This is a genomic window from Nannocystis punicea, assembly GCF_026965555.1.
Taxonomy (GTDB): domain Bacteria; phylum Myxococcota_A; class Polyangia; order Nannocystales; family Nannocystaceae; genus Nannocystis; species Nannocystis punicea.
Window position 1 is genome coordinate 7,863,860 of sequence record NZ_CP114040.1, and the last position, 19,381, is coordinate 7,883,240.

At 73.2% G+C, this 19,381-nt stretch carries 16 protein-coding genes; 7 read left to right on the forward strand and 9 right to left on the reverse strand.

All coding sequences use genetic code 11. From position 1 onward, the window contains the following. The first annotated feature begins 348 nt into the window (after window positions 1–348). A complete protein-coding gene (locus O0S08_RS30190) occupies window positions 349–1,575 on the forward strand; it encodes an MFS transporter (protein WP_269032806.1) in 1,227 nt (408 codons plus the stop codon). Between the two features lie 55 nt (window positions 1,576–1,630). Here the strand turns inward: O0S08_RS30190 and O0S08_RS30195 are convergent, their stop codons facing one another. From O0S08_RS30195 to O0S08_RS30205, 3 genes are all read right to left on the reverse strand, one after another. Further along, window positions 1,631–2,974 carry a DUF1552 domain-containing protein gene (locus O0S08_RS30195; RefSeq protein WP_269032807.1) on the reverse strand — a complete coding sequence of 448 codons (1,344 nt, stop codon included), beginning with the start codon at window positions 2,972–2,974 and terminating at the stop codon, window positions 1,631–1,633. A 10-nt stretch (window positions 2,975–2,984) separates the two neighbouring features. Continuing rightward, on the reverse strand, window positions 2,985–4,664 hold the full coding sequence (locus O0S08_RS30200) for a DUF1592 domain-containing protein (protein ID WP_269032808.1): 1,680 nt from the start codon (window positions 4,662–4,664) through the stop codon (window positions 2,985–2,987). A 366-nt stretch (window positions 4,665–5,030) separates the two neighbouring features. Continuing rightward, complete coding sequence (locus O0S08_RS30205; protein WP_269032809.1) at window positions 5,031–5,897, reverse strand: endo alpha-1,4 polygalactosaminidase; 867 nt, start codon at window positions 5,895–5,897, stop codon at window positions 5,031–5,033. A 164-nt stretch (window positions 5,898–6,061) separates the two neighbouring features. Here O0S08_RS30205 and O0S08_RS30210 point away from each other — a divergent pair, with 164 nt between their 5' ends. Continuing rightward, the gene (locus tag O0S08_RS30210; protein WP_269032810.1) at window positions 6,062–6,805 is read left to right on the forward strand and encodes a hypothetical protein; all 744 of its coding nucleotides are present in this window, start codon (window positions 6,062–6,064) and stop codon (window positions 6,803–6,805) included. Between the two features lie 209 nt (window positions 6,806–7,014). On the opposite strand, the gene O0S08_RS30215 is transcribed toward O0S08_RS30210, so the two are convergent. Beyond that, on the reverse strand, window positions 7,015–8,208 hold the full coding sequence (locus O0S08_RS30215; protein ID WP_269032811.1) for an ankyrin repeat domain-containing protein: 1,194 nt from the start codon (window positions 8,206–8,208) through the stop codon (window positions 7,015–7,017). Between the two features lie 277 nt (window positions 8,209–8,485). Between O0S08_RS30215 and O0S08_RS30220 the strand changes: the two genes are divergently transcribed. Both O0S08_RS30220 and O0S08_RS30225 read left to right on the forward strand, forming a co-directional pair. Next, window positions 8,486–8,851 carry a YciI family protein gene (locus tag O0S08_RS30220; RefSeq protein WP_269032812.1) on the forward strand — a complete coding sequence of 122 codons (366 nt, stop codon included), beginning with the start codon at window positions 8,486–8,488 and terminating at the stop codon, window positions 8,849–8,851. 57 nt (window positions 8,852–8,908) lie between these two features. Further along, window positions 8,909–9,301 (forward strand): DoxX family protein, encoded by a 393-nt coding sequence (locus O0S08_RS30225; RefSeq protein ID WP_269032813.1) that lies wholly within the window; start codon window positions 8,909–8,911, stop codon window positions 9,299–9,301. A 3-nt stretch (window positions 9,302–9,304) separates the two neighbouring features. Here the strand turns inward: O0S08_RS30225 and O0S08_RS30230 are convergent, their stop codons facing one another. From O0S08_RS30230 to O0S08_RS30245, 4 genes are all read right to left on the reverse strand, one after another. Next, window positions 9,305–10,963 carry a serine/threonine-protein kinase gene (locus tag O0S08_RS30230; RefSeq protein ID WP_269032814.1) on the reverse strand — a complete coding sequence of 553 codons (1,659 nt, stop codon included), beginning with the start codon at window positions 10,961–10,963 and terminating at the stop codon, window positions 9,305–9,307. An 828-nt stretch (window positions 10,964–11,791) separates the two neighbouring features. Beyond that, window positions 11,792–12,616 (reverse strand): hypothetical protein, encoded by an 825-nt coding sequence (locus O0S08_RS30235; RefSeq protein WP_269032815.1) that lies wholly within the window; start codon window positions 12,614–12,616, stop codon window positions 11,792–11,794. A 42-nt stretch (window positions 12,617–12,658) separates the two neighbouring features. Continuing rightward, a complete protein-coding gene (locus O0S08_RS30240) occupies window positions 12,659–13,873 on the reverse strand; it encodes an RNA polymerase sigma factor (protein WP_269032816.1) in 1,215 nt (404 codons plus the stop codon). Between the two features lie 53 nt (window positions 13,874–13,926). Then, entirely contained in the window at window positions 13,927–14,955 is a 1,029-nt protein-coding gene (locus O0S08_RS30245) for a hypothetical protein (protein WP_269032817.1), read from the reverse strand. A 673-nt stretch (window positions 14,956–15,628) separates the two neighbouring features. Between O0S08_RS30245 and O0S08_RS30250 the strand changes: the two genes are divergently transcribed. From O0S08_RS30250 to O0S08_RS30260, 3 genes are all read left to right on the forward strand, one after another. Further along, a complete protein-coding gene (locus tag O0S08_RS30250) occupies window positions 15,629–16,099 on the forward strand; it encodes a hypothetical protein (RefSeq protein ID WP_269032818.1) in 471 nt (156 codons plus the stop codon). Then, entirely contained in the window at window positions 16,077–17,036 is a 960-nt protein-coding gene (locus tag O0S08_RS30255) for an MBOAT family protein (RefSeq protein WP_269032819.1), read from the forward strand. Before O0S08_RS30250 ends, O0S08_RS30255 begins: the two co-directional genes overlap by 23 nt. A 190-nt stretch (window positions 17,037–17,226) precedes the next feature. After that, complete coding sequence (locus O0S08_RS30260; protein ID WP_269032820.1) at window positions 17,227–17,733, forward strand: hypothetical protein; 507 nt, start codon at window positions 17,227–17,229, stop codon at window positions 17,731–17,733. A 7-nt stretch (window positions 17,734–17,740) separates the two neighbouring features. Here the strand turns inward: O0S08_RS30260 and O0S08_RS30265 are convergent, their stop codons facing one another. After that, the gene (locus O0S08_RS30265; RefSeq protein ID WP_269032821.1) at window positions 17,741–19,351 is read right to left on the reverse strand and encodes a hypothetical protein; all 1,611 of its coding nucleotides are present in this window, start codon (window positions 19,349–19,351) and stop codon (window positions 17,741–17,743) included. Between the last annotated feature and the right edge of the window lie 30 nt (window positions 19,352–19,381).

Sequence of the window (19,381 nt, forward strand, 5' to 3'; positions counted from 1 at the left end):
TACCCCGCCCCGCGTGGCTCTCGCCCCGCCAACCCACACGCGTGGCCCGCTCTCACGAGCGACGTCCTCGCACGCACGCGCTCGTACGACGTCCTGCCAGCCGCGCAGGACGCGTGGCTCTGCTCCCGAGGTTCCGGACAGCTGTCCCGCCGCGCTCGCCTGACGAGCACGAGCGCCGCTGAGGCTCGTGGTCGCGGTGCTCGCGGCGCACCACGGGGACATGCCCGCGGCGACGCGAGGGAGCGCCGACGCCGCGTGCTCGCCATCTCACCTCGCCGCGGCCGGAGCGCCGGCTTTCTCGCGTGCTTGCGGCCGGCGATCGACCGATCATCGAGCCCGCGCCCTCGCATGTCGGCCACCGCCTCCCGATCGATCTTCGCCAACCGCGACGTCGCGCTCTACTGGTGCGTCCGCCTGTGCTCGATGATGGCCTTCCAGATGCTGGCCGTCGCGGTCGGCTGGCAGGTCTACGAGCTCACCGACAGCGCCCTCGCGCTCGGCTACGTCGGCCTGGCGGGCTTCATGCCGGCGGTGCTGCTGGTGCTGGTGGCCGGTCAGGTCGCGGACAAGTTCGACCGCCGGCGGGTGGTCCAGGCCGGGCACGTGCTCGAGGGTCTGGTGTCGCTGGTGCTCGCGCTCGGCTGCTGGCAGGGCTGGCTCGACGTCACCGGCATCTTCGTCGGCGTGTTCGTGCTCGGCATCGGCAAGGCGTTCGCGGCCCCGTCGCTCAGCGCCCTGCTGCCCGCGCTGGTGACCCCGGACGAGCTGCCGCAGGCGGTCAGTGCCACCAGCGCGGCCATGCAGTCGGCGGTGATCCTCGGCCCCGCGATCGGCGGCTTCGTCTACCTCGCCGGGCCCGGGGCCGTGTACGCCGTCGGCGGCCTGCTGTTCGCCGCCTCCGTCACGCTGCTCGGCGTGATCCGCCGCCCGCCCGCGCCGACGATCGCGGTCGCCGACGATCCCGAGTCGCGCTCGGTGTTCGCCGGCATCCGCTACATCCGCAGCCAGCCGGTGGTCCTCGGCGCCATCTCGCTCGACCTGTTCGCGGTCCTGCTCGGCGGCGCCACGGCGATCTTGCCGATCATCGCCCGCGACCTCGTGCACGCCGGGCCGATCGGCCTCGGCTTCATGCGCTCGGCCCCGGCCGCCGGCGCGCTGGCGATCTCGTTCTGGCTCGCGCGGCGACCGATCGAGCGCCAGGCCGGCCGGGTGATGTTCGCCGGCGTGGCGGTGTTCGGCCTGGCGACGATCGTCCTCGGCCTGTCGACCTCGTTCGTCCTGTCGATGGTCGCGCTGCTGGTGCTCGGCGCGGCCGACATGCTCAGCGTGGTCATCCGCGCCTCGCTGGTCCAGCTCGAGACCCCCGACCCGATGCGCGGCCGCGTCAACGCCGTGAACTACCTGTTCATCGGCGCCTCCAATCAATTGGGCGAGTTCCGCTCCGGCGTCACCGCGGAGGCCATGGGCCTGGTGCCGTCGATCGTGTTCGGCGGGGTCGGCACCCTCGCGGTCGTCCTGCTGTGGATGAAGTGGTTCCCCGCCCTGGCCGAGCGCGACCGCCTCACGGGCGGTTGATGCGTCGTCGGCCGCGAATCACGAGAGCAGGCAAAGGGCGCACGAGGGCGGCGCCTCAGCCCTGAAACGCCGGGCCGGCGACCTCGCGCAGCGGCGTGGTCGACATCGGCGCGCCTCCACCCACCGACTCGGCCGTCGGGTCGAACGCCCGCAGGCACGTCAGGAGCACGTCGGACGTGTTGCCGTCGCTGTAGGGGTACGGCGTGGCCTGGTAGTGGATCCCGGGGTGAATCAGCTGATCGCGGCCGTGGCCGGCGAGGATGATCGGCTGGCGGGCGATGGTGTGCGAGATGCCCTCGGCGCAGTCGGAGCTGCAGTAGAGGATCGACGTGTCGAGCAGGTTCTTGCCGTCGACGTCCTGCCAGGCCTTGAACTTGCGCAGCAGGTCGGCGAAGCGCTCCATGATGTACACCACCCCGTCGTGGACCAGGTCCTGCGCGCCCGCGTCGTGGGTGTGGAAGTGGTGGCCCGCGGTCTGACCGATCTCCGCGAACACGGTCTCGGCGGCGCCGCCGATGAACAGGCAGGTGGCCACGCGGGTGATGTCGCAGGCGAACGCGTACACCAGCAGGTCGCTCATCACCTCGTTGACCGCGGTGATCGGCTCGACCCCGTCGACGTCGACGTTGGCCTCGCCGGGCACGTCGGGCAGGGCGCACAGCGGGGCGGCGGCGGTGATCTTCTTCTCCAGCGCGGCCACGCCGTCGAGGTGGGCGTCGAGGCGGTGGTTGTCGCGCTGGCCGAGGCGGCCGCGCAGGCGGGCCACGTCGTCGCGGACCGCGTCGAGGATGCTGGTCCGCAGCGCGCGGTCGTCGGGCCGCGGCGCGAACGCGCCGAACAGCTCGGTCCACACCTCCTGCGGGTTGAACTTCGGGTACTGCGGCTCGTTCGGGCCCTTGTGCGACAGCGCGAACATCGTCGTGCCCGAGTCCATGATGCTGACGTGCTTGGAGATCCCGAGGTGCACCGACGCGATCGGGGTGCTGTCGCCGATCACCTGCGCGACCCGCTGGTCGATCGTCGGCCCGCCCGCCTTCGAGAACAGGCCGTCGATCTCGACCATCGTGTAGCCGTTGAAGGCGGTCATCCCCTCGTGGTGGGTGATGATCTGCTCGCAGCGGTTCTGCAGCCCGGTCAGCACCGACACGTACTCGCGCACGTCGGCGAGCGGCGCCAGCTGCTCGCTCAGCGGATAGTCCGCGCCGGTCGCGGCCGGCTCGAAGCGCGGCAGCAGCACGCCGTTGCCGAAGAACCACGTCATGAAGCGGGTCGGCAGCGGCGTCCCGTCGGCGAGGGCAGTGCCGTGAGGGTCGAGCATGGCCTCGAGCAGCGGCAGGGCGACCACGGCCTGGGCCGCGCCGCGCAGGAAGGTGCGACGAGCGAGGGGACGTCGGGGCATCGTAGGGCTCCTAGCGGGGGGCAGCGACGGCGCGGAACAGCGGGCTGGCGACCAGGTCGACGAGCAGGCTCTGGACCCGGTGGCCGCCGGTGACGAACCTATCCTCGAGGACATCCAGGGCCGGCAGCTCGCCGAAGGTCTCGAGGTGGCCGAGGCCGCCGCGCACGAAGTTCTTGATCACGCAGGCCGCGGTCCGCGGGTCGGCGGCCAGGACGGCCGCCAGCTCGCGCGCGCCGGCGAATTCGCCGAGGTCGTCGGTGACCGCGGCCGCGTCGATCGGCAGGCCGTTGTCGAGGGTGCGGTACCGGCCGAGGGCGTCGTAGTTCTCGAGCGTGAGGCCGAGCGGGTCCATCGAGCGGTGACAGCCGGCGCAGGTGTCGTCGCTCATGTGCTTCTGCAGCTTGTCCCGCATCGTCTGCGGCTTGTCGGGGTCGTCGGGCGGCAGGTGCGTGTCGACCCCGGGCGGCGGCGGCAAGATGATGCCGCACAGCAATCGGGTGCGAATGAACTGACCGCGGCGGGTCGGCGAGGTCATCGCCGGGTGGGCGAAGCGGGCCAGGAAGCTGGCCTGCCCGAGCAGGCCCGCGCGCCCCTGCTCCGCCGGCAGCGCCACCGCGTGAAAGCCCGGCCCGTCCGGCGCCGGCAGGCCGTACAGCTCGGCCAGCGCCGCGTCGACGAAGGTGAATTCGCTGTCGACGAGCCCGCGGATGTCGCCGTCCTGCTCCCACACGATTTGGTCGATCAAATGCAGGGTCTCCTGCGCCATCGACCCGGCCAGCGCCGGCGAGAATTGCGGGAACAGCTCGGCGCTCTTGCTGATCGTCGGCAGGTCGCGCAGGAGGAACAGCTCGCTGTAGAAGTTCGTCAGCGTCGCCCGGGCCTCCGGCCGCCGCAGCATCGCCGCCGCCGCCGCCCGCACCTGCGCCTCGGTCTCGAGCTCGCCCGCCTCGGCGGCGGCCAGCAGCTCGGCGTCCGGCGTGCGACCGAGCAGGAAGAACGAGATGCGCGCCGCCAGCTCGAGCCCCGTCAATCGCCGCCGCTCCGGCGCATCGACGTCGGGCTCGCCGAGCTCGATCATGTAGAGGAAGTGCGGCGATTGCAGCAGCGCCATCAATTCGTACTCGAGGCCGACCGCGAACGAATCACCCCACGCCCGCGCGTCCTCGGCGATTCGCACCAGCGTCGTCACCTCGCCCTCGCCCAGCGGCCGGCGCCACGCCAGGCGCCCGAACTCGGCGGCCACGGCGGCGTAACAGCTCGCGTCGGGGCCGGCCTCGTTCACGCACGGGACGAATGTCGCCAGCCGCTCGCGGTGGCCCGCGGCGGCCGTCGCGACCGCCCGCGCCGAGGTCTCGCATTGCTCGATGGCGCTCGCCTGCAGCGCCAGCTCCGCCGCGCCGATGGCGTCGAATCCGTGCAGCGGATAGTCCTCGGGGGGCGCAGCCGCAGCCGCCGCCTCGTCGCCGAGCAGGTAGCGGATCGAGCCGACGTAGTGGTGGCGCAGCAGCCGGCGCAGGCCGCCCGGGACTGGCTCGAATCGCGAATCGTCGGGGTCGCCGTCGCTGCCGGCGATCGGCAGGCCCGCGCTCGTCTCGTCTTCGCCGCTCGTGTCCGTGACCTCATTCGCCGGACACGCGAGCAAGGTGAGACACGATGCGACAGTGATCGCCTTGGGGATCGACCGCATCATCGGAGATTCCTATGAACGAACTTCGATCGATGAGCCTCGCGAACCGTCGACCGGATCACTCCGCTCCCGGCGCAGCACGAGTGGCCCAACCTGCCCCCTCGTCGGTCCTGCACGCCTGGCGGCCGCAGCACCGCGGCGGCGCGGCGGGCGTGGGCCTCCACGTCGCTGCTGCGTCAGGCCTCGCCGGGAGCGGCGCTCACCCGCGGCGACTGCAGACAATGCTCGATCGCCGGCGAACCTCGTCGCGCTCGCGGTCCTCACGTCCGACCGCGCTGTTTCGCCTGTGGTGATTCACCGGGGCGCCCCAATCGCCGGCCTGCCGCGTGAGCACGCCGCCACGATCGCCCGGCTCGCCCGGCCGCCGGGTCAGCAGCCGTCGTAGACGTAGGCGCCGTCGTCGGGCGTGACGAGCTCGAGGTCGCGCAGGACGATCGACAGGCCGGGAAAGTCGGCGCACCCGGCGTCGAAGTCGTTCATGCGGTACTCGATGACGAGGACGTGATCGCCGTACGCGTCGGTGTAGACGTCGCACTCCGAATAGCGGTTGCACTCCTCGGCGACCACGAAGTCGGTGCCCATCTCGCTGCGCCGGCCGACCAGCTCCGCGGAGTTCTTCTGGGCGATGGCGAGGCCCGCGGCGTGGGCCGCGTCGGCGAACAGCCGCATGGCGAGCACTGCGTCGTCCTCGTCGAGCCGCCCGCCCGATCGCGAGTACGAGTCGAGGTTGTCGATCTCGATCGCGTCGTAGCCGTCGGTCGCGCACCCGGCGATCCAGTCGCCGACGATCGCGGCCACTGCCGCCCGCTTCTCGTCGCTGCCGACGTCGATCAGCATCTCGTCCCAGTCGGCGTCGATGACCGGCATGCCCTGATCGTCACGCAGCACCAGGTCGGGGTGCTCGCCCTGCCAGAAGCTCTCCTCGTCGGGCTGGATCTGGAAGCCGTTGACGTAGCAGATGTTGTACGCCGACGCTGCCGGCGGGTCGTTGCGGTCGCGGGACACGACGCCGACGCCGGCGGGCAGCGGGTAGGCGCCGCCGAGCTGATAGTCGAAGGCGACGTTCGCCGGCGGGAGCAGGACCCCCGCGGGCGTGCCGGTCTCGGAGCCGGTGTCCGTGTCGCCCGGTTGCGAGCCCGACGAGCCGCACGCGCCGAGAGTCAGGATCAGCAGGGCATGTCTGCGGTTCATGGCGCCCATCATGCCGGCCAGGCCGGCGCCGACAAGGGCGAACATGGCCCGCGCATCGGCGTTCGCGGCGAGCGCACGCACCCCCTCGGGCGAGCGGGCGCGCCGGAGCAGACCGACGAATGGCAAGAGCGCCTCGATCCGCGCGTCGACCCCGGGCGGACGGGCCCGGCGCGGCGCGCCGGCGCGGGGTATACTCGCAGCGGCCCCCGATGCCGCTCACCCGTCGCGCCCTCTCCGGCCAGGCCCTCGCCGCGCTCGCCACCGCCGGCCTGGCCCAGCTGCTGTGGTCGCGCGACGTCGTGGCCGGCGCGGTGCGACCGGCGCTCGGGGCCTGGCTCACGGATCTGGCCGAGATGACCCGGGCCCTGCGCGGCCGGCAGCTCGGCGAGCGCGAGTTCCAGCGGCTGCTCGACGACCTGTGCGAGCGCGTCGACCCGGCCGACCTGCACGCCGCGGTCGACCTCGACGCCCTGATGGCCCGCGCGGCCTTGCCGGACACGGGCGCGCGCAGCGTCGACGTCGACCTCGCCGCGCTGGCCGGCGCGCCGCGGCTCGGCTTCGGCCAGCGCGTGTTCGCCTGCCGCCGCGGCCGCGCGATCGTCCCGCACGGGCACGACGACCTGTGCACCGCCTTCATCGTGCTGTCGGGGCGCTGGCGCGGCCGCCACTACGACCGCCTCGAGACGCACGCCGATCATTACGTCATCCGCCCGACGAGCGACCGCGAGTTCGCGCCCGGCGACCACTCGACGGTGTCCGACCACCGCGACAACGTCCACTGGTTCCAGGCCGAGACCGACCGCGCGTTCGTGTTCAACGTCCACGTCGCCTGCCACGGCCGCGGCGGCGGCTCGCGGGTGTACCTCGACCCGGACGGCGAGCGCCTGCCCGGCGGGGCGATCCGGGCCGCCAAGCTCGACAAGCTCGCCTGCGTCGCCAGGTACGGCGGCTGAGCGGCTCGCCAGCGTCTTGATCTGCTAAAAACCCCGCTCTCGAAAGGACATGTCCATAAGGTCATGTTCTTGAGGTCATGACTACACGAACATGCCCTTTACGACATGTCCATTATGCCCCCTGCGGGAGCGCGGCGACCTCGGCCCGCCTGTCGCTCGATCATGTCCTGAGGGCATGCCCGCCAGAACCTGCCCTTCGCTACATGTCCTTACGCGCTGCCCTGCAGCAGCGCGGCGACCTCGGCCTGCTCGTTGAACTCGGCCCACTGCAGCGGCGTCGCGCCGTACACCGCCTCGCGGGCGTCGAGCGCCGCGCCGTGGCCCAGCAGCGCCCGCACCACCTCGACGTGGCCGTGGCCGGCGGCCACGTGCAGGGGCGTCGGCAGGCCGGGGCCGGCGAGGCCGTCGACCGCGGCCCCAGCCGCGAGCAGGTGCAGCAGCGCAGCCGTGTGCCCCTCGCGGGCGGCGAGGTGCAGCGCCGTCACCTCGGCGGGCGTCTCGCCCAGCAGCCGGCGCGTGCGCGCGTCGACCTCGGCGCCGGCGCGCAGGAGCACACCGAGGACCTCGGGGCGCCCGTTCTTGGCCGCCAGCGCCAGCCAGCAGGCCAGCAGCGCGGGCGGCTGCGGCGAGGCCCGGAGCCGCTGCTCCATCGTCGTCAAATCGCCGGAGACCAGCGCAGTCGCCACGTCGTCGCGCGCCCCGAGCCCGTGGAGCAGCTCGACCTGGGCCGCGTCGCCGCGCGCCAGCGCCAGCGCCAGCGCGGTCAGGCCGTCGTCGGTGTGCGCGTGCAGGTCGGCCCCGAGCTCGACCAGCAGCTTGAGCGAGTTCTTGAGCCCGCGCGCGACCGCCAGGTGCAGCGCGGTCATGCTCGCCGACACGAAGCCCATCCGCTGATGGACCGCGCCGGGGTCGGCCGCGACGATCGCCCGCACCGCGTCGAGGCCGGTGGGCAGCGACGTGAAGATGTCTTCGCGGGCGCCGGCGGCCCGCAGCAGGCGGGCCACCGCCGGCCGGTCCTGATGGCCCTGCGGGGCCCAGCGCACCACGATGGCCCAGCCCAGCGGCGTGAGGGCGAACCACTGATCGCGCGGCTCGAGCGCGGCGCCGTGGGCGAGGAGCAGCTCGGCGACCGCCGGGATGCCCGCCTCGGCCGCCCAGTGCAGCGCGGTGGTGTCGCTGGCCGCCTCGCGCGCGTGCACGTCGGCGCCGGCCTGCAGCAGCGCGGCGACCACCGGCAGCTGGCCGCGGTGGGCGGCGAAGATCAGCGGCGTGCTGCCGAGCCCCGGGTCCCGCGCCTGCGCGAGAGCCGGCTCGGCCTGCACCTGCGCGACCGCGGCGTCGAGCTCGCCGCGCACGATGGCCTCGAACAGCGCGGACCCTGGGGACTCCTCGTGGCTGGTCATGACCCGCGGAGGATCACCCGGTTGCCCGGCCCCGACAAGCCGCGGACCCGCGCATGACCTGGTCTTCAGGACAGCCTCGAGGCCGGGCGCGCGGATCGCCGCGGGCCCCGGGCGCCGGCGATTCGTCAGTCATCCTGGCGACTTGTAAAAATCTTCGAATTTCTTCCGCGGCCGTGTCGATCCAGCCCCGCCTCGTTCGACGTGGTCATGAAGGCCGGACGCGGCGACGCCCCAGGGCGGCGGCGCCGGCCACGAAAGGCAGCGACACATGCGATTCATGATGATGGTCAAGGCCGACCAGAGCTACGAGCAGGGCGCCCCCCCGAGCCCCGAGCTGGTCGAGGAGATGGGCAAGTTCATCGCGGAGACGACGCGGGCCGGCGTCCTGCTCGACACCGCCGGCCTCGCGCCGACGGCCATGGGCACCAAGATCCACGCCGCGAACGGCAAGCTGACGGTGACCGACGGCCCGTTCACCGAGGCCAAGGAGATCATCGGCGGCTTCGCGATCGTCCAGACCCGCTCCAAAGAAGAAGCGATCGAGCTCGGCCGGCGATTCATGCAGCTGCACACGCGCGTGCTCGGCGACTCGTACACCGGCGAATGCGAGATCCGGCAGATGTTCGGGCCGGACGACGCCTGATCCCCGCACTGCCACCATTCACGATCCCCCACCCCACATATTCCAGGAGACCGAATCATGCAGACCTCGTCCGCCAAGAAGCGCGCCCGCGCCGGTATCATCATCAGCGCCCTGCCGGTGCTGTTCCTCCTCGCCGACGCCCTCGGCAAGTTCTTCCAGCCCGAGGTGGTCGTGACCGCCTCGGCCGAGCTCGGCTTCCCGCCCGACACCCTGTTCGCCCTCGGCACGCTCGAGGCGGTGTGTGCGATCCTGTTCGCGGTCCCGCGCACCGCCTTGCTCGGCGCGGTGCTCCTCACCGGCTACCTCGGCGGCGCCACGGCCACCCACGTGATCCACGGCTCGCCGTTCGGCTTCACGATCGGCTTCGGCGTGATCGTGTGGCTCGGCATGCTGCTGCGCGACGATCGCCTGCTGGCCCTGTTCCCGCTCCGCCACCCGCGCTCGCTGTGAGCGTCACGGCTTGGGCGCCACGCACAGCGGGCGCGCCGCCTTGGTGGTGAGGCGCACCGACGTCTGGCTGCCCTTCGGCAGCCACACCACCAGCGCGCGGCCGCGGTGGGCCGCGGTGGTCCAGTAGCCGCCGGGCTTGATGCCCGCGACCTTGGCGAAGCCCTTGGCCTCGGTCGGGTTGGCGAGCTTCCAGCGGGCGATGCCGAGGTACTTGTTCTTGGCGAGCGCCTCGCAGTACTCCTTGGCCCAGTGCTGGTTGCCGGTCTTGCCGAGGACCGACGGCGTCACCAGGTCGCCGGCGGCGATCAGCGGCGGCGGCCCGCTCGGGGCCGTGGGCGGCGTCTCGGGCGTCGCCGCGCCCGTCTCGGCGGCCGGCTCCTCGCCGGTGGTCGCGCTCGGGGCTGGCTCTTCGACCCTGTTCTCGGGGACAGGCGGCGGCACCACCACCGGCTGCTGCGACGGCGTCGGAGCCGCGCCGCCAGCCGTCGGATCGGGCCCGGGCGCGGGGCTCGGATCGACGGTGCGGAGCGCCTCGGACACGATCGTCGGCAGCTCGATCGGCGGCGCGTCGGGGCCGCGGCCGACGTACCACCAGGCCGCGAACGCGGCGGCGCCGAGCACCGCCAGGCCCATCAGGCGCGCCGGCCAGCGCGACGGCGACGACGGCGGCGGCAGCGTCAGCGCGACCGTCGGCGCGAACACCGTCGCGTGGCTGACCGCGGCCGGGCTCTCGAACGGCTGCAGCGTGTCGGCCAGCTCCTTGGCCGACTGGAAGCGGTCGTCTGGCTTTTTGGCCAGGCAGCGCAGGATCACCGCCGACAGCTCGCGCGGGATCGCGGGCTCGCGCGCGTCGACGGGCTCGGGCTCGGCGGTGATGATCGCGATCAGCGTCGCCGGCACCGACGCCGCGGTGAACGGGTCGACGCCGGTGAGCGCCTTGTAGAGCACCGCGCCGATCGCCCAGATGTCGGTGCGGGCGTCGGCGTAGACGGCCCCGTTGATCTGCTCGGGCGCCATGTACTCCGGCGTGCCCATCAGCACGCCGCTGCCGGTCAGGGCCCCGTCGCGGTCGATGAACTTGGAGATCCCGAAGTCCATCAGCTTGAGCACCGCGGGGCCGGTGTCGGGCTGGTGGATGAACAGGTTCTCCGGCTTGAGGTCGCGGTGGATGATGCCGGCGCGGTGGGCCGCGTCGAGCGCGTGGAGGGCCTCGCGGATGAGCGACACGGCGACGGTGCGCGGCAGCTTGCCCTCGCGGGCGATCCGCTGGCCGAGGTTCTCCCCGCGCAGCAGTTCCATCACGATCACCGGGCCGAGCGCGGTCGTCTCGAGGTCGAGGATGTCGCAGATCCCCGGGTGACCGATCCGCGCGGCCACTCGCGCCTCGTTCTGGAACCGCGCCACCATCTCGCGGTTCTTCAGCGCCTCCGGCAGGATCAGCTTGAGCGCCACGTCGCGGTCGACGTGGACGTTCCGCGCCCGCCACACCGCCCCCATGCCGCCGCGGCCGAGCTCGCTGACGAGCCGGAACTTGCCCGCCATGAGCCGGCCCTCGAACGGCAGGACCATGTCCGTGGCCGGACAGCGCAGCGTCGCCTCGTCGTGTTCCGCGTCGCAGAACGGACATGCTTCGAGGTGCGCCCCTGCCGACTCGGCGTTCATCGGGACCCGCAACGTATCACAGGCACCAGCGCGCCGGCTCGCGGCCTTCGGCGAACCGGAGCGCGCCTGTCGCGGCCCGGCCCCCGGGCGTTCCCCGGCGACCCCGCGTGGCGTCCACGGGGATCCCCCGCGGCCACAAGCGCACGCCGCGCAGGCGCCCATGCGCCCGCGCGGGGCGCAGATCGCCCGCGCGCCGCCAGCGGGCGCGCGCGAGCGGATCTGTCCCCAAGGACAGCTCCGGCGAACCGCGCGCCGCCGCCTGCGTGAAGCACGAACCTGTCTCGCAGGTCATCTTCGGCCTCGCCGGGCGCGAGCAGGTCCGATGCGACCTGTCCTTCAGGACACTCCCGATCGCGCCCCTCGCCGGGGCCCGTCTCGCCGTCAAACATCCTCGGGCGCGAGCAGATCGGCCGCAACCTGTTTTTCAGGACACCCCAGCTCGCGCACCTCGGCGGGCCCGTCTCGGCGTCGAGCGTCCCCGGGCGGAGCAGGCCGGGCGCAACCTGTCCTTCGGAACACCCGGCTCGCGCACCTCGACAGAGCCCGTCTCGGCGTCGAGCGTCCCTCGGCAGAGCAGGTCGGGCCGCGACCTGTCCTTCGGAACACCCAGCTCGCGCACCTCGGCCCCGGGCTCGAGCGGGTCCGAGCGTAACCTGTCCTTCAGGACACTCCCGCTCACGCACCCGGGCGGGCCGCCTCGGGAGTCGGCCCGCGATCTGTCCCTTCGGACATCTCCATCCTCGCGCGCCGGGGCCAAGGCCCCCAGCGCCAGCAGCGGCGCCCGGGCATCGACCTGTCTCTCAGGACACCTTACTCGCCGAGCTCCCGTCAGGAGCACTCGGGCGTGCCCATTTCGCCGCACTCTTGCCAGCCGGAGGGGATGCACCCGGACGGCGAGTCGTAGACCTTCTCGGGCATGTCCGGGTGGCAGACCACCGGGATGAAGGGCGGGCAGGCGCCGCCGTTGGCCTGGCAGGCCATGAACTCCTGGTCGCCGTAGTCTGCACACACCTGGTCGTCGACGACGATGTGCGGCGCGCCGTAGAGCGGCTGGCACTCGACGGGCTCGGCCAGGCACTCGGCCTCGTCGAGCGAGCGGCAGTCGTCGCAGAACGCCACCCCCGGCGGCTCGCACTCGACGTACCCGGGCGGCGCGCAGGTCGTCTCGAGCTTGTAGGCCTCCTCGGTGCCCTCGCGGCAGAAGGTCTGCTCGGCGTGGTCGCACTCCTTGGGGTCGCTGCAGCCGAGGAACAGCAGGCCCTGCGCGCAGCCGGGGAACTCGTAGGCGCTGCCGTAGTAGGCCATGCAGCCGTTGGCGGCGCAGTCCGCCTCGCCGAGCTCGAGGCAATCCAGCGGGATGGCCATGCCGGTGGTCGACGTCTCCTGCTCGGTCGTCTGGGCGGAGGTCGTCTCGGACGGGTCGAACATCGACGTCGACGTCCACCAGGTGTCGGCCGGCTCCTCCGTCGTCGCGCCGGTGGTCGCCGCCGTGGTGGCGCCGGTGGTCTCGCCGTCGGTGGCGGTCCAGTCGCCGGTCGTCTCGGCGTTATCGCCGTCGGTCGCGGAAAGATTGCCGAGCTTGGTCGGCAGCTCGCACGCGGCCAGCGCGAGCACGATCGTCAAGATCCGGGGGGAGTAAGCGTAGCGGCTCATGTCGGTTCCTCGCCTCCTCGTCTCCGACCCCTCGCCGATCCGTCATGGACCGCAGCGATTAAAATTCGCGAACCGCTGGGCCACCGCCGACGCCGGGAAGGTGCGGACCAGCGACTGCGCCGCCGACTGGGCCGCCGGCTCGTCGCCGAGCCGGCACAGCGCCTCGACCCGCGCCGCCTCGCGCACGTCGGCCAGCGTCCCGCCCGGGAACCGCAGCGCGTGATCGGCCACGCCGGCCAGCGCGGCCGCGGCGTCGCCGGCCGCCAGCCGGGCCTGCACGCGATCGATCGCCGCCACCTCCGCGGCCAGCTGCGCCCCCGCGTCGCTCGCCGCCGTCTCCCCAGCCTGGCGCGCGCTCGCGTCGTTCGCGGCGGCCTGCGAGGATGTCCTTTTGGACATGTCCTTCGGAACCTGTACCGGGACCACCGGCGGCTCGGGCGGCGAATCCGGCGCCGGCCCGCTCGCGGGCGGCTCCACCGCGCGCACCACCACCGGCGCGCTCGCGGGCGGCGGCGGGCGCTCGGCCGCGCGGGCCGGCTCGCGCGCGACCACCAGGCCGACGGTCGCGGCCCCGGCCACGATCATCGTCGTCGCCGCGGCCGTCTGCGTCGACACCCACGCGGTGAGCCCGGCCGCCGCGCTCGACTTGCCGAGGACCGGCAGCAAGAAGCCCCACGTGCGCGACTCGGCCTCGCGCGGCGGCGCCTGGCGCTGGCGGGTGGCGTCGCGGAGCGACTCGAGGCGATCGCCGGCGACCAGCGCCTGCAGCTGCTGCCGCGCCAGCCGCAGCCGCGAGTACACGGTGTTGAGCGGCAGCCCCAGCTCCGACGCGATCTCCGGCGCGCTCATGCCCAGCAGCTCGGTCATCTCCCACACCACGCGGTTGCCGTCGGCCAGCTCGCCGAGCACGCGCGTCAGCAGCTGGGCGTCGTCGTGGCGCTGCTGCGGCGCCGGGGCCTGCGGGCGGGCCAGCTCGGCGAAGGCCGCGTGGCGCCGGGCCAGCCGCGCCGCCCCGCGGCGGTGGCGGAACGCGACGCGCCGGGTCACCCCGAACAGCCAGGCCCGCGGCGACACCTCGAAGTGCAGCTGGTCGAGCCGGCGATAGGCGGTCAGGAACACCTCCTGGACCACGTCGTCGACCCCGCCGGTCGGCACGCCGAAGTGCTGCGCCGCCGACCACACGAACGCGAACTCGGCGCGGTACAGCGCCTGGAAGCGGTGCAGGCGGGGTTCGTCGAGCTGAGCGGATTCGCGCATGGTCCTCGCGGCTTCGGCCGTCACCCACGATTCTCCGCGTCCGGACCGATCCGTCACCATGGGTCCCCGAATCGCATCTCGACCCCGACGAGCAGCCGGCCCGACGCCCAGGACGGGGCCCACAGCCGCCTCGGCTCCGGGGAGGCCTCGAACTCGAACTTGGGATGGAGCGGCGACAGCGCCAGCTGCAGCGCCCCCCACACGCTCCAGCGGGCCCCCGCGTGCCACGCCAGCCCGGCGCCGACCACGCCCGCCAGCCAGCCCTGCGCCGCCCGCCCCGAGATCGGCCCGCGGGCCTCGCCGCGCATCGCCCCCGCCTCGAGCCCCACGCACAGCGGCACCTCGATCGCCCCGCGCCCCAGCCGGCCGCAGCCGTGCACCGCCCCCGCGAACAGCCCGGCCCGCACCTCGACCTGCACCTCCGGCAGCTCGACCTGCCGCCCCTGCGGCGCGACGAACAGCCCCTGCACCTCGAGCCGCCAGCGCGGCCACAGCACCCCGCCGGCCACCCCGACCGCGCCGGTGATCTGCGGCACCGCCCCGAGCTCGCCGCCGCCGTGCACGCGCGCGAAACCGCCTGCCTTTTTGGACCTGCGCGAAGGGACAGGCTCCGGCGCCGGCGGGGGCGAGACCGGCTCGAACGGGACGTCCAGCGGCTCGTCGGTGACCGTCGCGGGGTCCGGCGCGGCCGCGGCCTCGGGATCGGCGGGCTCGGCAGCGGGCTCGGGCGCGGGCTCGGCCGGCGCGGGCACGCGGGCCGGCTCGACCGCGGCGGCCACCAGCAGCGCGACGACGTCGGCCAGCGCCGCGCACGACGGGTCGGTGACCGTCCGCGTCTCGCCGCGCTCGCCGGCCGTCAGCCGCAGCCGCAGGGTGAACCCGCGCCCGGCGTCGCGCATCACCGTCGCCTCGACCTCGGCCTCGTCGGGCGTCAGCGGCCGCCCGAGCCGACGCCCGATCGCCGCCAGCACCTCGTCGCGCTCGGGGCAGCCCGGCGGGGCCCGCCACTCCAGCGCGACCTCGGGCGGCGTGGGCACCTGCGCCGCGCCGAGCAACGGCGCGAGGGCGAGGCGCACGAGCATCGTACACCCAGGATACCACGCACCCGTCGGCCGGCGAGCGCCGGGCGCGGACGCGCCCCGTGTGGCGAACTCTCGCGCCGCGAACGAGGCGATCGCCCGCACCCTCCGGTCGCTCCGACCGAAGTCTCGGCACATCCCATCAAGCGCTCGCTCTGTTCGCCGGTCCGGCCCTTCGTCGTCGCTGCGCCCGCGAGACCTCGCTCGCCCGGCCTTTCCTCACCGACGCTTCGATCGCACGACCTTTCTTCCCCGGCCCGTCGCGCCTTTCGTCGCGGACACCTTCGGTGCATCGCTCGTCGCTCCTTTCATCGCGGACACCTTCGATACCTCGCTCGCGACTTCCGTCGCGGACCTCTTCGGTGCCTCGCTCACCACCGAGGATCTCGAGCGGCTCTCGATCCTCGACCTCGGCTCGAGGCCCGCCGCGCCGAGGAGAAGCTGCTCCACCAGCTGCCGCTCGCCGCCCAGGTCATCCTCGAGCTGTACTCCTGGGAGCAGCTCAGCCGCGCCTTCCGTCGCCGAACCTCGCTCGCCGCGCCGGGCCACGGACGTCGTCCGCCGATCGCCCGGCCTCCGCGCGCAGATCCGCCCGCCCCGATTCACCGCTCGGGGGTGAGGCCGATCGTCGCACCACCCGGCGACGCCGGCGCACCGCGGCTACGCTCGTCCGCGCGTGAACCTCGAGGCCTGGCTGCGGCCCCTCATCTTCGTCGCCGGCGTCGGCCAGATCGCCGTCGCCGTCGGCTCGCTGGCCATCCCGCGCCAGCTCGGCTGGCGGCGCAAGCTGGAAGGCACCTCGCCGCTGATCCGGCAGATGTTCTGGGTCTACGCCGGCTACATCCTCGGCACCAACCTCGCCTTCGGCCTGCTGTCCGCGCTCGCCCCCGACAGCTTGCTCGACCGCAGCCCGCTGGCGGCCGTGGTGTGCACATTCATCGGCCTCTACTGGTTCACGCGGGTCGTGATTCAGTGGACCTACTTCGACCTGTCGGAGCTGCCGCGCTCGCGCTTCAACACCGTCGCGCGCTTCGCCCTCGAGGCCGCGTTCGTCGCCCTGACCGTCGTCTACGCGGCCGCCGCGTGGGTCAACTGCAGCGGTTCCCCGGCCGCGCCCGAGGCCCATGCCGAGCGCCGCGCCTTCTAGCCTCGCCGTCGCGATCGCCGGCGCCGCGCTGGTCGGCGTCCTCGCCGTCGGCTTCGCCCTCACGCGGCTCCGCAGCCGCGCCCTCGCCCGCGCCCTCGCGTGGCTCGCGGTCGTCGCCGGCCTCGTCGCCGTCCTGCTCGCCTGCCCCGAAGCGCCGCCCGGCTTTCGCATGTTTGCGATCTGCGGCGTCGTCCTGTTCGCCATGAAGGGCGTCGTCGCCGTCGAGGAGCGCCACGCGCACGATCGCCGGCTCGCCGCGGTCCCGTGGATCGCCTGGGCCGCCTTCTGGCCCGGCATGCGCCCCGAGCTGTTCGCCGCGATCCCGTGGCGGCCCCTGCCCGGCGCCGGCGCGCTGCTGCGAAAGGGCGCGGTGCGCCTCGGCCTCGGCGTCCTCCTGCTGCTCGCCGCTCGCCTCGCGTTCGCCCGCTCCGAGCTCCTCGCCGCCGCGCTGGCCCTCCCTGGACTCAGCCTGGTGCTCCACTTCGGCCTGTTCAACCTGCTCGCCGGCGCCTGGCGCCTGCTCGGCGTCCCCACCTATTCGCTGTTCGATCGCCCGCTCGCCGCTCGCAGCCTGTCCGAGTTCTGGAGCCGCCGCTGGAACCTCCCCTTCACCGAGATGACGCAGCGGGCCGTCTATCGCCCCTTGCTCGCCGCCCTCGGCCGCGACCGCGCCGCAGTGGTCGCCTTCGCCTTCTCCGGCCTGCTGCACGAGCTCGCCATCAGCCTGCCGGTGCGCGCCGGCTACGGCCTGCCGCTGCTCTACTTCGTGCTCCACGGCTGCGCCACCCGCATCGAGCCGCGCCTGCGCCCGGCCTTCGCCCGTCGCCCGTGGCTGGCCCACGCGTGGACGCTCGCCTGGCTGGTGGTGCCGATGCCGCTGCTGTTCCACCCGCAGTTCGTCCGCGGCGTGGTCTGGCCATTGCTCGGTCTCGGCTGAATCGAAGGTTCCAGGCGCGGGCATTGATGACATGCCCCGAAGGACATGTTTTATTGAACCTTGCTGCAGCCTGCCCGCTCGATCACCGACCCACCAATCCCGTCAACGACCGCCGCGTTCGCGCCCGCCCCGCGCGATCTCGCCGGTGTCCCCGCTCCCTGGCGTTCACCCGAGCTGCTACGATGGCGCCGTGAACTTCGCAGCCCGGCTCGTCCCCCATCGTTCGACCTGGGACGTCGTCCGCCTCACCTGGGGCCCGTTCTTCGCCGTGATCGCGCTCGTGCTCCTCGGCAAGGCGCTCGAGGGCGCGGCGCCGGCGGCAGCGAACGCGCTCGCCCTGCTCGCCGGCCCCGCGTTCATGGTCGGCATCCTCGCCGTCACCTTCATGTGGCGGCGCGGCCCGGAGCTCACGGTCGCCGACGGCACCCTGGTCCTCGCCGTTCGCCGCGTCCCCGTCGGCGACGTCCAGGCCAGGGTCTCGCAGCACGTCTTCAAGGTCCAGGCGCGCTTCAGCAGCGGCACCTACTGGCTGCCGCTGCTGTCCCTGCGGTTCCCCGACGGCGGCGAGGTCCGGATCGTCCGCCCGGAAGGCGGCAGCCGGGATCGGGGCCGCCGCCCGACGCAGGCGCCGAACTACAGCCTCGAGCCCCGCCAGTGGGACGAGCTCGTCGCCCTGTTCGGCGCCGGCGATCGCTGAGCCCCGCTCACTGCACGCAGGCGTTCGGCCCGACGCTGACGTCGTCGATGCTCCAGCTGCTGACGAGGAAGACGCCGGTGCTGCCGACGTTGAAGCACCACCTGGCGCGGAAGTCCGCGTTCTTGTGGGCGGTCACGTTGTACGAGACGAACTTCCACGCGTTGTCGTAGTTGCCGGGCGAGCCGAGCGTCTCCCAGAGCACCACCCAGTTGGTGCCGTTGAACACCGACAGCGTGTTCTTCATGTACGGCGTGTAATCGCTGTTGAGCCAGCGCTGGAACGACAGGTAGACCTCGGCGGGGGCCGCCGACAGATCGATCGTCGGGCTCTCGAGGCAGTAATAATCGTGGACGGTGGTGTTGGGGATGCAGCCGCCGATGACCACGCCGGCGACGCCGTTGTCGTCCGTCGGCGTGACGTCGGACGCCGGGTCCTGGCCGCTGTTGCAGCCGACCGACGCGGCCGCGGGGCCGATCGCCCACTGCGTCCCGAGGGTCCAGCCGGCGCTGTTGTCGGAGAAGTCCTCGGTGAAGATGTCGTCGAGCGACCCGCCGCACACGCCGGCCTGGCACACCTCGGTGTTGGTGCAGGTGCTGCCGTCCTCGCAATCGGTGCCGTCGGCGGCCTCCGTGGCGAAGCAGCCGTTGACCGCGTCGCAGCTCGCGGAGTGGCAGGCGTCGGCCACGTCGCTGCAATCGAGCGGGGTGCCGCCGCCGCAGGTGCCGTCGCTGCACACGCTGTCCTCGAAGCAGACGGTCCCGTCCTCGCACGCCTGGCCGTCGTTGACAGGCTCGGCGACGCAGGTGAAGCCCGGCATCTGGCACACGCCCTGGGTGCACTCGCCGTCGAGCATGTCGCAGTCGGAGTCGACGAGGCACAGCGGCGCGGTGCACATCCCCAGCGCGCAGGTCCCCGACAGGCAGTCGCTGTTCTCCAGGCACAGCTCGTCGCCGAGGCAGCCGGTGCAGGTGGCGCCGCCGCAGTCGACGTCCGTCTCGTCCTGGTTCAGCACGCCGTCGCCGCAGCTGGCCGGCGCGCACATGCCGTCGGTGCACACGCCGCTGGTGCAGTCGGTCGCGTCGGCGCAGGCGAGCCCGTCGCCGCAGGCCGGGCAGGTCGGGCCGCCGCAGTCGACGTCCGTCTCGTCGGCGTTCTTGACGAGGTCCTCACAGGACGGCGCGACGCACACGCCCCCGACGCAGCTCGCCACCTCGCAGTCGCTGTCCTGCCCACATTGTTGACCATCGGCGCACGGCGAGCAGGCGGCGCCGCCGCAGTCGACGTCCGTCTCGTCCTGGTTCAGCGTCCCGTCGTCGCAGGAGGCCGCCGGCTCGGTGGTGCCGTCGCCGGTGCTGCTCGGGTGGATCGTCGAGTCCGACGTCGCCGTATCGTCGGTCGTCGCCGGGCCGGTCGTGCTCGTCGACGTGGTCGGCGTGCCCGTCGTCGTCGTCGGCTCGTCCGTGGTCACCGGGGTCCCGGTCGAGCCCGGCTCGCCGGTGCTGCTGCTCGTGCTCGCGGAGTCCTGGGCGTCCGTGGTCGTCCCGCCCGCGTCGCTGCAGCCCGCGAGCGCCAGGGCGCCGACAAGAAGAGATAGATGTGTCCTAGGGTTCGTCATCATCGCTCAGCGTGCCATCCCCCCGCACCCGGG